The sequence below is a fragment of the Nocardia sp. NPDC058666 genome (assembly GCF_042714895.1).
In the GTDB taxonomy this organism is placed as follows: Bacteria; Actinomycetota; Actinomycetes; order Mycobacteriales; family Mycobacteriaceae; genus Nocardia.
Genome location: NZ_JBHXRY010000004.1, coordinates 140,622 through 154,848, shown reverse-complemented (window position 1 = coordinate 154,848; position 14,227 = coordinate 140,622). Strand labels below are relative to the sequence as shown.

Here is a 14,227-nt window from a genome sequence, read left to right as displayed (position 1 = left end):
GCTGTCTCCCTAAACCTTGATGCCGATGTATTTGGTCTCGAGGAATTCGTCGATCCCGGTGAAACCCCCTTCACGCCCGAGCCCGGATTCCTTCACTCCGCCGAACGGCGCCGCCGGATTGGACACCACTCCCTGATTGAGGCCGACCATCCCGGTTTCCAGGGCCTCACACACGCGCAGCCCGCGCCGCAGGTTCTCGGTGAACACGTAGGCGACCAGCCCGTAAGGGGTGTCGTTGGCTCGCGTGATGGCTTCGTCTTCGGTGTCGAAGGTGCCGATCGCGGCGACCGGGCCGAAGATCTCGGTGTGGCACAGTTCGGCGTCATCGGGGACGTCGGTGAGCACCGTCGCGGGGTAGAACGTGCCGGGGCCGTGCACCGCCGTGCCGCCGAGCCCCAGTCGAGCGCCGCGACGACGGGCATCGGCCACCAGGTATTCGACCTTCGCCACGGCGTCAGCATCGATTAGCGGCCCGACCACCACCCCGGGCTCGGTGCCCCGCCCCATCGGCAAGGCCGCCATCTTCGCGGTCAGTCGTTCGGCGAACTCGTCAGCGACGTTGCGCTGCACCAGAATTCGGTTCGCCGCCGTGCACGCCTGGCCGATATTGCGCATCTTGGCCGCCAACGCACCCTCGACCGCTTCATCGAGATCGGCATCGTCGAACACCAGCAGCGGCGCGTTCCCGCCCAACTCCATGGACGTGCGCATGACGGTGCCCGCGCACTGCTCGAGCAGCAACTTCCCGATCGCGGTCGAACCGGTGAAGGACAGCTTGCGCGAGCGCGGATCGGCGATCAGCGGCGTCACCAACGCACCGGGATCAGCGGTGGTGACCACGTTGACCACCCCGGCGGGCACGCCCGCATCAGCCAGTAGAGCGGCCAGCGCCAGCATCGAAAGAGGTGTCTGCTCAGCAGGTTTCACCACACTGGCGCACCCGGCGGCCAGCGCGGGCGCGATCTTGCGTGCCCCCATCGCCATCGGAAAGTTCCACGGCGTGACGAGCAGGCTCGGCCCGACGGGTTGCTTGGTCACCAGGAACCGGGAACCGCCCGTCGGCGCGGGCATATATCCGCCATCGAGGCGCACGGCTTCCTCGGCGAACCAGCGAAAGAATTCTGCGGCATAAGCGATTTCGCCACGTGCTTCGGTCAGCGGCTTGCCCATTTCCAGGGTCATGATCAGGGCCAGGCGTTCGGTGTCGGCCAGCAGGGCGTGGTGGGCGCGCATCAGGATGTCGCTGCGGGTGCGCGGCGGCGTGTTCGCCCAATCCGCTTGTGCCGCAGCGGCAGCGGCGAGAGCGTCGAGGCCGTCAGCCGGGGTTGCGTCCGCCACTGAGCACAGCTGCTCGCCGGTCGCGGGATCGAACACGGGCAGCGTGGCGGGGCATTCGCGCCATTCGCCGCCGATGAACAGGCCTTTCGGAACGCTGTCGATCGCGGAATGTTCGGTGGCGCTGAGGTTTTCGAGCAGCCGTGCGCTGCCCCCGGACTCGGTCATACGGTGCCCTGCCTCCCGACGCGGTGGATCACCCATTGCCGTGACCCTCCCCGCCATGTTATGCATATTGTCAACAATCCGACAATAGACAATCTGGGGAGTCCTTGATGACCGAGCTGTCTCCCGTCCTGAAGCAGGCCACGCCCGTGCACGTCGATCACGGCGTCGGCTGCTACCTCTACGACACCGACGGTCGCCGCTACCTGGATTTCACCGCCGGAATCGGCGTCACCAGCACCGGGCACTGCCATCCGACCGTGGTCGCGGCGGCGCAAGCCCAGGTCGGCAAGCTGATCCACGGGCAGTACACGACCGTGCTGCACAAGCCGCTGCTGGAACTCACCGAACGACTCGGCGCGGTCCTGCCCGAAGGCTTGGACGCGCTGTTCTTCGCCAATTCCGGCAGCGAGGCGATCGAGGCGGCGCTGCGCCTGGTCCGCCAGGCCACCGGGCGCCCGAACGTGATCGTGTTCCACGGCGGTTTCCACGGCCGCACCGTCGCCGCCGCGACCATGACCACCTCGGGCACCCGGTTCTCGGCGGGATTCAGCCCGCTGATGTCGGGCGTGCACGTGGCACCGTTCCCGACCGCCTTCCGCTACGGGTGGACCGAGGAGGAAGCCACGGACTTCGCGTTGCGCGAGCTGGATTATCTGTTCGCGACCGTCACCTCGCCCGCGGAAACCGCGGCGTTCATCGTCGAACCGGTGCTGGGGGAGGGCGGGTACATCCCCGGCAACACCCGGTTCTTCCAAGGGCTGCGTGAACGCGCCGACCGGCACGGCATCCTGCTGGTCTTCGACGAGATCCAAACCGGGTTCGGTCGCACCGGAAAGTTCTTCGGCCACCAGCACTTCGACGTCCGGCCCGACGTGATCACCATCGCCAAAGGGTTGGCCAGTGGGTTCCCGCTGTCGGGGATCGCGGCGTCGCGGGAGTTGATGGCGAAGGCCTGGCCGGGGTCCCAGGGTGGGACGTATGGCGGCAATGCGGTGGCGTGTGCGGCCGCGGTGGCCACGCTCGACGTCATCGAGGCCGAGGGGTTGGTCGACAATGCCGCGGTGCGGGGCAGGCAATTGCTGGCCGGTGTGTCGGAACTGGCGACCAAGGCGATCGGCGATGTGCGCGGGCTCGGTCTGCTGGTCGGCGCCGAATTCACCACGGCCACTGGTGAACCCGATCCTGAGACTGCCGCTGTCGCGCAGAAGTCCGCTGTGGCGAAGGGGCTGTTGCTGCTCACCTGTGGTGCGCACATGAACGTGGTGCGGATGATCCCGCCGCTGATCGTCACCGATACCCAGGTCGAGGACGCGCTGGCGATCTGGTCGGAAGTGCTCGCCGAGCAGAAAGCAGGATCATGGCCCGCTACATGAGCATCACCCTCACCAAAGCAGGCGTCACCTGCCGCGCCCGCCTCCTCGACGACGAAGCCCCACTCACCTGTGCCGCCGTCTGGGCGGCGTTACCCCAGGAAGGCGACGCCTTCCACGCCAAATACGCCCGCAACGAGGTCTACACCCTGATTCCCCGCATCACCGCCGCCCCGCACCGCGAAAACCCCACCGTCACACCGATTCCCGGCGATGTCTGCCTGTTCGATTTCGAACCGTGGGAAATCGGCAACCCCGCCTACGGCTACGAACCCGGCTCGGCCGCCCACCACGCCCAGGGCGCCACCGACCTGGCCCTGTTCTACGGCCGCAACAATCTACTGATCAACGGCGACCTCGGCTGGGTCCCCGGCAGCGTGTTCGCCACCATCGAGGACGGCCTCGCGGATCTAGCTGCCGCGTGCAACGGGCTGTGGTTGCGCGGGGTGGAGGGGGAGACCTTGTCGTTCGCCCGCGTCTGAATAGCGACCAGAACTACTTGCCACCGCTCTGGCCGCGGTGTGAGTCCGGCATTTTCACGCACTTCGACTTCCGCCAATCAGTTTTCTGACTGAACGGCGGCGAAGTGCGTGAAAATGCCGGGGTAACTCAGGCGTTGAGCACGGATTCCGCGTGTCGGGCGACCGCGAGGACCAGATCGTCGGAGTGGCGGGGGCCGACGATCTGCAAGCCCACCGGCATCCCGGTGCGGGTCGTGCCGGCCGGAATGCTGATGGCCGGTTGCTGAGTCATGTTGAACGGGTAGGTGAATGGCGTCCAATCGGGCCAGCCACGCAGACCACTGCCGGGCGGCACCTCGTGACCGGCTTCGAACGCGGTGATCGGCATGGTCGGGGTGATCAGCACGTCGTAGGCCGTGTGGAAATTGCCCATCGCGATGCCGACCTCGGCGGCGACATGTCGGGCATCGAGATAGTCCGTGGCACTGATGGATTCGCCACGATCCCACACCTCTCCCAAACCGGGATCGACCTTCTCGCGCGAACCGGCGGGGAACTTCGACAACATGGTCGCGGCCCCCGCCGCCCACAGGATCTCGAAAGCCGCACGCGGATCACCGAATCCGGGATCCACCGCATCGATGGTCAAATCGGTCTCGGCCAACCGACGCACCGCGGCATCGACGATCTCGGCGACCTCCGGGTCCACCTGCGCGAAGCCCAGTGTCGCGGAATAGCCGACATGCAGGCCGCGCACGTCACGCTGCATCTGGCTGCGGAAGGTCGTAAAAGTGGGTGCCAGCGCGGTCGGATCACGCGGGTCGGGTAGCGACAGGATGTCCATCAGTAGCGCCGCGTCTTCCACGGTGCGCGTCATCGGGCCCGCGTGCGCCAGGGGCCCGAAGGGGCTGGCGGGGTAGAGCGGAACCCGCCCGTGCGTCGGCTTGAACCCCACGATCCCGCAGAACGATGCCGGAATCCGGATGCTGCCACCGCCATCGGTGCCCACCGATACCGGCGTCATCCCGCCCGCCACCGCCGCCGCACTACCTCCGGACGAGCCGCCCGCGGTGGTGGTGGGGTCGACGGGATTGCGGGTCACGCCGGTCAGCGGGCTGTCGGTTACGCCCTTCCACGCGATCTCCGGCGTGGTGGTCTTGCCGACGAACACCATCCCGTCCTCGCGCAGCCGCGCCGCGACCGGACTGTCCACCAACCACGGCCCGCCCGCATCCACACAGGTGGAACCGCGCAGCGTCGGCCACCCCTCGGTCAAGAAGATGTCCTTGATCGAGATCGGCACCCCGTCGAGCAGCCCGCGCGGATTACCCGACTGCCACCGGGCTTCGGAGTCCTTGGCCTGCACCAGCGCCCGATCCGGGTCGATCAGACAGAAGGCATTGAGCGCGCCATCGCGGGCGGCGATCGCGTCCAGACACCCCTGGGTGGCCTCGACGGGGGACAGTTGCCCGGCGGCGTAGGCCGACACCAACTGCACCGCCGTCATCGCGGCGGGGTCGGTGGGCGGATCGGGCTGCGTCATGGCGGACTCCTTCAGCCGGGCACGTACCCGAGCGTCTTGTCGACGACGTTGTCCAGCGGCAGACCGGCGGCCCACCGGTGAAAATTGTCGGTGAATGCGCGGACGATCTCGGTGCGCCAGCCGTGGACATCACCCGAATTGTGTGGTGTGAGAACCACATTCGGTCGATCCCACAGCGGGTGGTCCGCGGGTAGCGGTTCCGGGTCGACCACGTCGAGTGCGGCCCCGGCGATCGTGTTGTCGGCCAGCGCGGCGACGAGATCCTCGGTAACCACGAGTTCCCCGCGCCCGACATTGACAAACCTGGCGTGGGGTTTCATCGCGGCGAAAGCGGTGGCGTCGAACATGTGTCGGGTGTGCGCGGTGAGCGGCGCGATCGCGATCACGTAGTCGGCGTCGGGTAGTTCGGCGTGTAGGTCGTCGCTGATGGTGCCGAAATCCGGGTCGTCCGAGCGGGCTCGGCGGCCGACGCCGCGCACGGTCATGCCCACCGCGCGCAACAGTCGCGCGATGGTGCGGCCGATGGAGCCGGTGCCCACGATCAACGCCGTCGCGCCTGCCACACGTTCGGATTCGCGATGCTGCCATTCGTGCCGCTGTTGGAGCCGGATCGAACCGGGCAGGTCCTTGGCGAACGAAATGATCTGGCCGAGAACATATTCCGCGATCGCAGCATCGAAGACGTTGCGGGTGTTGGTGACTGTGACGTCGGAGGCGCGCAGCTCCGGGAACATCACCGCGTCGACGCCGACACCGCCCATGTGCAACCACCGCAGGCGGTCCGCGCAGGGCCAGGCGGCCGGAAGCGCGCGGGTTTGGAAGTCGTAGACGAACAACACATCGGCGCCGCGCAGCGCGTCGGCCAGGCCGTCGGCCTCGGTGTAGCGCACGTCGGCGCGTTGCGCCACGGGGGCCATGAGGTCGGAATCGGGGACGGTGTCACGATGGAGGACGGTGACGATCGGCCTGGGTTCCACAATTTCACCGCCCACATTGACACCGTAAGTTCAGATCGTATGATTGTCAACAATCCGATCGTGTTCGGAGGTCTGCCCGGCTGAGCGCGAGAGGGGCCGCAGTGGAGTTCAGCTTCCCCGACATCGACGGGCCGGTAGCACAACGAGGCATCGGCGTGATCGCGCCGTTCGACCTCGCCCTCGAACGGGAACTGTGGCGGTGGGCGCCCCTGGAAGTCAGCTTGCACCTGGCCCGCACACCCTATGAACCGGTGCCGGTCTCGCTGGCCATGGCCGAACTGGTGTCCAACCCGGTGCACCTGACCGCGGCCACGCACGACGTGCTGCACGTGGAGCCGGAAGTCGTTGCCTACCTGTGTACTTCGGGCAGTTTCATCAACGGGCTCGCCTATGAGCGGTCGCTGCGGGAGACGATCTGTCTGGCCGGTGCGCCTGATGCGGTCACCACCTCCGGGGCGCTGGTGGAGGCGATCAAGCACCTCAACATCACGCGGATGTCGGTGATCACGCCGTACGACGAGGTTCTCACCGGGAAGTTGCACGAATTCCTCGATGAAGCCGGTTGCGCGACGATCAAGTCCGATCACCTCGGGTTGGGTGGGGGCATCTGGAAGGTCAACTACCGGACCATCGCCGAGCGGATTCTCCGCGCCGATGATCCGCGTTCGGAAGCGATCTTCGTCAGCTGCACGAACCTGCCCACCTATGACGTGATCGAGCCGCTCGAACAGGCGCTGGGCAAGCCGGTACTCACTGCCAACCAACTGACGATGTGGGCATGTCTGGGCCGGATGAAGTTGCCCATGATGGGCCCAGGTAAGTGGTTGGTCAATGTGTTCTGAACGGAGCGAAATGTACACGCCGACAATCGGATTCATCTACCCCGACCACGCCGCCGAGGACGACTACCCGCGAGCGGCGGCCGTGCTCGACGCCTCGCTACCCGTGGCGCACATCTACGGCACCGACCTGCACGCGATCGCCGAACTCCTCGACCTGGGCAGCCCGCAGAAGCTGCGCGACGGCGCCTCGTTACTCGCCTCGCAGCAACCCGACGCCGTCGTCTGGGCCTGCACGTCGGGCAGTTTCGTCTACGGCCCCGAAGGTGCCCGACGCCAGGTCGAAAGCCTGGCCGAAGCCGCAGGCGTGCCCGCGTCCAGCACGAGCTTCGCGTTCGTGGAAGCCGCGCGGGCCCTCGGCATCCAGCGCGTCGCGGTCGTCGCCAGCTACCCCGAAGACATCGCGCGACTGTTCGTCGACTTCCTCGCCGACGCGGGCATCACAGTCGTGTCGATGTCCAGCGCCGGCATCGACACCGCCGCCGAGGTCGGCACCCTCACCCCCGACCAGGTCCTGACCCTGGCCGTCACCAACGACCACGCCGATGCCCAAGCGCTGCTCATCCCCGACACCGCCATGCATACTCTCGAAGTGCTCCCGAAACTCGAGGCCGCGCTCGGCAAACCGGTGCTCACGGCCAATCAGGTCACCATCTGGGAAGGTCTGCGGCTGGCCGGGGTCACCCCGTTCGCCCCGGAATTCGGCACCCTGTTCGCGGAACGGAGCCAGCATGTCGATCACTGATTTCGAACCGGTCAACCAGCAATCCACCGCCGAGATGATCGCCGACCGACTCCGCGCGGCGATCATGCGCGGCGCGCTGGCCCCCGGTGCCCAGCTCGGCGAATCCGACCTGGCAGCCAGTTTCGGCGTCTCCCGCGGGCCCGTGCGCGAGGCCATGCAGCGCCTGGTCCAAGAAGGTTTGCTGTTCAGCATCCGCAACCGCGGCATCTTCGTCATCGAACTCACCACCGACGATGTGATCGACATCTACCGCGCCCGAGCCGCCCTCGAAGGCGGCGCCCTCGACCTGATCCTGGACGGCCGCCGCGAAATCGCCTACGCCGCACTGCAACCCAGCGTCACCGCCATGCAACAAGCCGCCGACGCGGGCGACGCCCCCGCGGTCTCCGACGCCGACCAGGCCTTCCACGAAGCCCTGGTCACCGCCACCGACAGCCCCCGCCTGGTCCGCGCCGCCCGCACCCTGCTCATCGAAACCCGCATGTGCCTGGGCGCGCTGCAAACCACCTACCCCGACCTGCGTGAACAAGCCCGCGAACACGTCGAACTGCACGAAGCGATCGGCACCGGCGCACCCGATCGCGCCCGCGCCCTGCTCGTGGAGCACATGGACGACGCGGTACGCCGCCTACGCGACCGGTAGCCGTGCTCGGTCCTGCACAATGGACCCGGTCAGCACACCCCGCCTCCCGCAGGAGCAACCGTGGACAGTGAACAGCGAACGCGCGCACAAGCTTTCGTCGATCTGCATCGCGAAGGGTGCTTCCTGCTACCGAATGCGTGGGACGCGGGCAGTGCGCGCATCCTGGAGTCGGTGGGTTTTCCGGCGATCGCCACCACCAGCGCCGGGATCGCGTTCTCGTTCGGCCGCCCCGACCACGACTTCTTCACCGAACACGGTGACCAGGGCCGCGTCGACCGGCCGACGATGATGCGCCGCATCCACGAAATCGCCACCGCCGTACGGGTTCCCGTCAGCGCCGACCTCGAAGAGGGATACGGACCCGACGCCCAAGAAGTAGCCACCACCGTTTCGCTGGCGATCGAGGCGGGCGCGGCGGGCGGCAACATCGAAGACTTCACCGGCGACCGGACCACCCCGCTGTTCGACGAAGTCCACGCCGTGGACCGAATCCGCGCCGCCCGCGCCGCGGTCGCCGCCAGTGGCGAGCCGTTCGTGCTGGTCGGCCGCACCGACGCCCTACTAGTGGACGCGGGCATCGATGAAGCCATCCGCCGCGGCAACTCCTACTTCGCCGCGGGCGCGGACTGCGTCTTCGTCCCCGGCGCCGCCGACCCCACCACCATCTCCACCCTGGTCAACGCCCTCGACGGCCCCCTCAACGTCGTCATGGGCCTGACCGGCGGCGCCCTGTCGATGGCCGAACTCGCCGACCTGGGCGTTCGCCGAGTCACCGTCGGCGGCAGCATCGCCCGCTCGCTCTACCGCCACCTCCTCGACGCCGCCCACGAACTCGCCGACCAGGGCACCTTCACCTACGGCACCACCCAACTCACCCAATCCGCCCTCAACGCCCACTTCACCACCCTGGGCAACTGATCACCACGCTCTGACGGCGGATATCGGTCAAAATTCCCGCCACCACAGCGTGTTGATCTTGATCTCACCTTTCTGGACGGGTGATCACCAGGCAACTACGCGAACATCGGCCGAGTAGAAAAAACCACCAGAGCCTGTTGATCTTGATCTCACGCCGGTTGCGCGCCTCGCACGGCCAGGAGCATTCCCAGGTAGCCCATTTCCTGGCTCTGGGATTGGGCCATGGCGCGGGCGGTTTGTTTGACCGGGCCCGAGGTGATCAGGGTGTCGGCGGCGCGGGCCATGGTGACGCCGCCGGAGTGGTGGCGGTACATCAGTTGCAGGAACAGGGTTTCGGCGTCGGGGCCGCGGGCCGCGGACAGGGCGTCGAGTTCGGCCATGGTGGCCATGCCGGGCATGGGGGTGTCGGGGGTCGAATGGTGGTGGGCCGATCCCGTCATCCAGGTTCCCGGCAGGGGGGAAGTCGGTGCGGCGCCGGCGAGTTGGGTCCAGCCGAGCAGAGTCCCAAGTTCCATTCGTTGCGCGTCGGCGATCTGGTCGGCGAGTGCGCGCACGGTGGGGTCGACGCCGGGCTCGAGGCGTGCTGTCAGGCTCAGTGCCTGCTCGTGGTGTGCGGTCATGTCCTGGACGAAACCCAGCTCGGTCGTGGTGAGAACCGGTGTGACAGTGGCGGATTCGGGCCATATGAGCGGACGAAACGCGGCACCCAGCGCCAGCAGGAACACGGCGGTGGCGCAGGCGGCGGCCACGCGGAGCACGGTCATGACCCGACGGTGGACTGTTGGTCGGCAGGCGGGGTGTACACCTCGTTGTCGAGCTGCAACACCATGAACCCGTTGTCCGAACAGGTCACGAAGAGTTGGTCGCCCCGCCACTCCGGCGGTGACATGCACCAATCCGCAGACAGGTCACCGAACGCGACCCGGCTCGCCCGCGCCGACAACACCTGCGCGGGATCGAACAACCCGTCGGCCATCGACCGCAACGCCGCGGGCGCGGCCATTCCGGGAATGCCGATGATCGAGGCCAGCGCGTGCGGCGAATTCCAGATCTCGAGATTGTGGTTCGTGCGCGCAGGCGGGTTGAAGTAGGCGATCTCGTGAATCGAACCGGGATCGCTGACATCGAACACGCGAATCCCCGACGACACCCAACCGCACGCCAGCGCGGTCGGATTCGACGGGCGGTCGGCGGTGCAGTAGTGCGGGTCGTAGGAGAACAGCGAATTGCCCATCGCCGAGCCGACTGCGGAGTCGACATTCTCGGGCAGGTTGATCTCGAGCTTGATCTTCTCCACGATCTGCGGGTGCGCGTCGTCGGAAACGTCGATGAGTTTCACTCCGCCCGACCCGCCCTCGTCGACGGTGAACAGGTGCGGCACCCCGTCATAGGTCACCGGAATGCTGTGCTGGGTCGCCCACCCGTCGGTCCAGAATGTGCGGCCCACGTGCGGGACCTGCGGATTCGGGTCGCGGCGCTGCACCGCACTCACATCGAGCACGGTGAACCCGCCCACCGCGGAGATGTAGAGCCGGTTTCCGTCGGGGCTCACCCCGAACCCGTGCGCTTCGATCCCGGTCAGTCCCTGCCAGATCACGCGTGGGTTCGCCGGGTCGGTCAGGTCGATCGCGCTGAGGAACCCGGGCACCAGACCCGACGCCCAATACGTGCGACCGTCGGGCGAGAACCCGCCCTCGTGCGTGGTGATCGGCAACGGCATCATCGGATGGGTGCCCACGCCCGGATTGAGCAGGCGCGGATGCGCGCAATCGGAGATGTCGTACACCGACAGGTAACCCGCGCCCAACGCCAGCGGCACCCCGGTACCCATGAGCAGTTTGCGAGATGTGTTGACCTTCAAGGTCTCCCATGTGCCGGCCATCATCGCGGGTTCGGTCAACGTCGCGGTCAACCGCGGATTGGCGGGATCGGACGCGTCGATCACCTGCACGCCCGGATGCTCGCTGAGCAACGTGCCAGGGAAGAACGACCCCACATACGCGCAGTGTTCGAAACTGGTGGAGGTGATCCCCGCGCCACGCCCGGCATAACCGCCGACCATCGACATATTGCACCGGTAGCCCTGGGTGCTGCGCCCACTGTCCCGGTCACCCGCGGGCACATCGCCCTGCATCCCGGTTTCGGGCAGCGATCCCGGCCCGCAGTCCGCGCGCGGCACCGCACTGCGGCCGATGTCGAAGAACTCGTGCACCGTGCGCCCGAAATCCTGTGCCGACGCCCCCGACGGCAGCCCGACCGCCACCATCGCGGTCACCACCACGACCATCGCACCCCTGATCAGCGCATGGCGTGATGTGGCTGCGTGCGGACGTGATGGCATCGTGGTCCCCCTGCATCGCGGATGCTGACAACACAACTGGCTCAGACAGTTGTGCGGTATCACGAATGGTAAGCCGCGCAAATGGTTACCGAGGGCAGTTTCGGGGAACAGGGTGTGAGGCGGGGCCCGCTTACCTCGGGTCACCGCCAGTACGCTGTACGGTTGCTCTGAACGACAATTCGTCTGCCCAGGCGGGGAGTTTCCGCCATCGGAAAGGACTCGGATCCATGTCGAACGATGTCGTAGGAGGCCCCGGTGACGCGAAAGCGTCAGCGGGCGCGGTAGCGGGCCGATCGCCGAGCAGACCCCGGCTGGATCTGCTCGTGTTCTGCGCCACCGCGATCGGCGCGCTCGCTTTTGTCGCGTGGGGCATCCTCGATGACGAAAGCCTGGCCTCCTCAGCCAGTACCGCCCAGAAGTGGGTCATCACCAACACCGGCTGGCTGTTCGTGCTCACCGCCACCGCGTTCGTGGTCTTCGTGATCTGGCTGGCGGTCAGCCGTTTCGGCCGCATTCCGCTGGGCGAGGACAACGAGAAGCCCGAATTCCGGACCGTGTCCTGGATCGCGATGATGTTCAGCGCGGGCATGGGCATCGGCCTGATGTTCTGGGGCGTGGCAGAACCGTTGTCGCACTTCGTGAATCCGCCCCCGCACACCGCCGAACCCGGCACCCCGGCCGCCGCCGAAGTCGCGATGGCCACCACGCTGTTCCACTGGACGCTGCACCCGTGGGCCATCTACGCCGTGGCCGGCCTGGCGATCGCCTACAGCACGTTCCGAAAAGGCCGCTCGCAGTTGATCTCCTCGGTGTTCCGCCCGCTGCTGGGACACCACGCCGACGGGATCGGCGGCCGCGTCATCGACATGATGGCGATCTTCGCGACCCTGTTCGGCTCGGCCGCCTCGCTGGGCTTGGGTGCGTTGCAGATCGGCGCGGGCTTGGAGTTCAACGGCTGGATCGACAGCATCGGCAAAATCGGTCTGGTAGCGATCATTTCGGGCCTGACGGTGGCCTTCATCCTGTCGGCGGTGTCGGGTGTCGCGCGCGGCATCCAGTGGCTGTCCAACATCAATATGGTGCTGGCCCTTGCCATTGCGGCGTTCGTGTTCATTGCCGGGCCGACCCTGTTCATCCTCAACATGCTGCCCACCGCACTGGGCGACTACATCGAGAACCTGCCCACCATGGCCTCGCGCACCGGCGCCGGTGACGAGGCGATGAAGGCGTGGCTGTCGAGCTGGACGATCTTCTACTGGGCCTGGTGGATCTCGTGGACGCCGTTCGTCGGCATGTTCATCGCGCGGATCAGCCGTGGCCGCACCATCCGCCAGTTCGTGACCGGCGTGCTGCTGGTGCCCAGCGTGGTCAGCCTGCTGTGGTTCGCGATCTTCGGTGGCGCGGGCATCGCCGAACAGACCAAGAACGGTGATCTGACCGAACCTGACGGCTCGGTGGACTCCAACTTCGCCCTGTTCCACCTGCTGGACCAGTACCCGATCACCTCGGTCACCACCGTCGTGGTGATGATCCTGGTCGCGATCTTCTTCGTCTCCGGCGCCGACGCGGCCTCCATCGTGATGGGCACGCTGTCCGAACGGGGCAGCATCCACCCGTCGAAGTGGGTGGTGATCTTCTGGGGCGCGGCCACCGGCGCGGTGGCCGCGATCATGCTGGTCATCGCCGATTCCGACAACCTCGGCGGGGCACTCACGGGCCTACAAGCGCTGACGACGGTGGTGTCGCTGCCGTTCCTGGTGGTGATGGTGGCGATGTGTGTGTCGCTGTACAAGGACCTCAGCGACGACCCGCTGATCCTGCGCATGGACCGCGGCATCGAACTGGTCGAGGGCGCTGTGGACCAGGGCACCGAACTGCACGACGGAGATTTCGCGCTGGTCACCGAACCGTCGACCGAGGAGTTGGTCCTACCGACTCTGGGCGAGGACCACAGCCGCGTTATTTCCGACGACCGCTAACGCATCGCATCGAATCCGGCCTGCGCTGAAGACAATTCGGCGCAGGCCAGTTTCATGCGGTGCCGCAGCTTGTCGGAGGCTTCGGCGATAGCGACTTGGGCGCGCACGTATTCAGCACGGCCCGTGGGGGTTTCGATGCGGACCGGCTCGTAGCCGAAGTCGGACAGGTCGTAGGGGCTGGCTCGCATGTCGAGTTCGCGTGCGGTGCAGGCTAGTTCGAAGCAGTCGAGCAGCAGGTCCGACGAGATCAGGGGCGCCAGTTTGAAGCCCCACTTATAGAGATCCATATTCGCGTGCAGGCAGCCGGGCTGTTCGCTGGCGACTTGGTCTGCGCGAGTGAGCGGTTCGGCGTTGCGGCCCACCGCTTCCGGAGTGAAGAAGCGGAAGGCGTCGAAGTGTGTGCAGCGCAACGACATCGACTCCACCACCTCGTCGGTGCCCGCGCTACCGAGCCGCAGCGGTACCTGCTGGTGGCGGACCTCGTCGGTGCGGTAGACCATTGCCCACTCGTGCAGTCCGAAGCAGGACAGTTGTGCTGGTCGTTGCGCGGTCGCGGTGAGCAGTTTCGAGACGAATTCGATCGTGTCGCGCCGCTTCGCCAGGTAAGCCGGATCGGCGGTGAACACGCCCTGCTGCTCGCAATATCCCCGCGCACCCCGGTAGTCGCCCGCGTCGCGCAATCCGATCCCGAAACCCGGATGCCATCGCCGCAGTTGCGCGGGCTTGTTTCCGTAGTAACTAAACAGGAAGTCGATCACCGGATGGGTGGTGCCCGCCTTGCGTCGCTCGAGATACGGACCGACCAACTGATCGAGCCGGTCCCGGTGCTCACGCGCCGCCGCCTGCCACTCCGACGCTGGCAATACACGCAGGTCAGGGGAGTGGTCGAGGTAATCGGCGGGGCACAC

At 66.7% G+C, this 14,227-nt stretch carries 13 protein-coding genes; 7 read left to right on the top strand and 6 right to left on the bottom strand.

What is annotated here, in order from left to right; all coding sequences use genetic code 11:
• Positions 1-9: 9 nt before the first annotated feature.
• Positions 10-1,503: an NAD-dependent succinate-semialdehyde dehydrogenase gene (locus ACFWVD_RS12350; RefSeq protein WP_379242122.1), complete on the bottom strand. Its 1,494-nt coding sequence runs from the start codon at positions 1,501-1,503 to the stop codon at positions 10-12.
• A 107-nt stretch (positions 1,504-1,610) separates the two neighbouring features.
• On the opposite strand from ACFWVD_RS12350, the gene ACFWVD_RS12345 reads away from it, so the two are divergent.
• Both ACFWVD_RS12345 and ACFWVD_RS12340 read left to right on the top strand, forming a co-directional pair.
• Positions 1,611-2,876, top strand: coding sequence for an aspartate aminotransferase family protein (locus ACFWVD_RS12345; protein WP_379242121.1), 1,266 nt, complete (start codon positions 1,611-1,613; stop codon positions 2,874-2,876).
• Positions 2,861-3,355 carry a DUF3830 family protein gene (locus ACFWVD_RS12340; protein WP_379242120.1) on the top strand — a complete coding sequence of 165 codons (495 nt, stop codon included), beginning with the start codon at positions 2,861-2,863 and terminating at the stop codon, positions 3,353-3,355. Before ACFWVD_RS12345 ends, ACFWVD_RS12340 begins: the two co-directional genes overlap by 16 nt.
• 127 nt (positions 3,356-3,482) lie before the next feature.
• On the opposite strand, the gene ACFWVD_RS12335 is transcribed toward ACFWVD_RS12340, so the two are convergent.
• Both ACFWVD_RS12335 and ACFWVD_RS12330 read right to left on the bottom strand, forming a co-directional pair.
• On the bottom strand, positions 3,483-4,877 hold the full coding sequence (locus tag ACFWVD_RS12335; protein WP_379242119.1) for an amidase: 1,395 nt from the start codon (positions 4,875-4,877) through the stop codon (positions 3,483-3,485).
• Between the two features lie 11 nt (positions 4,878-4,888).
• Positions 4,889-5,854 carry a D-2-hydroxyacid dehydrogenase gene (locus tag ACFWVD_RS12330; RefSeq protein ID WP_379242474.1) on the bottom strand — a complete coding sequence of 322 codons (966 nt, stop codon included), beginning with the start codon at positions 5,852-5,854 and terminating at the stop codon, positions 4,889-4,891.
• Positions 5,855-5,955: 101 nt separating this feature from the next.
• Between ACFWVD_RS12330 and ACFWVD_RS12325 the strand changes: the two genes are divergently transcribed.
• The 4 genes from ACFWVD_RS12325 to ACFWVD_RS12310 are packed head-to-tail and all read left to right on the top strand — an operon-like array spanning position 5,956 to position 8,999.
• Positions 5,956-6,696: an Asp/Glu/hydantoin racemase gene (locus ACFWVD_RS12325; protein WP_379242118.1), complete on the top strand. Its 741-nt coding sequence runs from the start codon at positions 5,956-5,958 to the stop codon at positions 6,694-6,696.
• A 10-nt stretch (positions 6,697-6,706) separates the two neighbouring features.
• Positions 6,707-7,438 (top strand): maleate cis-trans isomerase, encoded by a 732-nt coding sequence (locus ACFWVD_RS12320; RefSeq protein ID WP_379242117.1) that lies wholly within the window; start codon positions 6,707-6,709, stop codon positions 7,436-7,438.
• A complete protein-coding gene (locus ACFWVD_RS12315; RefSeq protein ID WP_379242116.1) occupies positions 7,425-8,081 on the top strand; it encodes a GntR family transcriptional regulator in 657 nt (218 codons plus the stop codon). Before ACFWVD_RS12320 ends, ACFWVD_RS12315 begins: the two co-directional genes overlap by 14 nt.
• Before the next feature lie 60 nt (positions 8,082-8,141).
• Positions 8,142-8,999, top strand: a complete 858-nt coding sequence (locus ACFWVD_RS12310; protein WP_379242115.1) for an isocitrate lyase/phosphoenolpyruvate mutase family protein — start codon at positions 8,142-8,144, stop codon at positions 8,997-8,999.
• A gap of 149 nt (positions 9,000-9,148) precedes the next feature.
• Here the strand turns inward: ACFWVD_RS12310 and ACFWVD_RS12305 are convergent, their stop codons facing one another.
• The gene (locus ACFWVD_RS12305; protein WP_379242114.1) at positions 9,149-9,763 is read right to left on the bottom strand and encodes a DUF305 domain-containing protein; all 615 of its coding nucleotides are present in this window, start codon (positions 9,761-9,763) and stop codon (positions 9,149-9,151) included.
• Positions 9,760-11,286: an LVIVD repeat-containing protein gene (locus ACFWVD_RS12300; RefSeq protein WP_379242113.1), complete on the bottom strand. Its 1,527-nt coding sequence runs from the start codon at positions 11,284-11,286 to the stop codon at positions 9,760-9,762. Before ACFWVD_RS12300 ends, ACFWVD_RS12305 begins: the two co-directional genes overlap by 4 nt.
• A gap of 281 nt (positions 11,287-11,567) precedes the next feature.
• Between ACFWVD_RS12300 and ACFWVD_RS12295 the strand changes: the two genes are divergently transcribed.
• Positions 11,568-13,319 carry a BCCT family transporter gene (locus tag ACFWVD_RS12295; RefSeq protein ID WP_379242112.1) on the top strand — a complete coding sequence of 584 codons (1,752 nt, stop codon included), beginning with the start codon at positions 11,568-11,570 and terminating at the stop codon, positions 13,317-13,319.
• Here ACFWVD_RS12295 and ACFWVD_RS12290 read toward each other — a convergent pair.
• Entirely contained in the window at positions 13,316-14,227 is a 912-nt protein-coding gene (locus ACFWVD_RS12290) for a 3-methyladenine DNA glycosylase (protein ID WP_379242111.1), read from the bottom strand. The two genes, ACFWVD_RS12295 and ACFWVD_RS12290, sit on opposite strands and share 4 nt — an antisense overlap.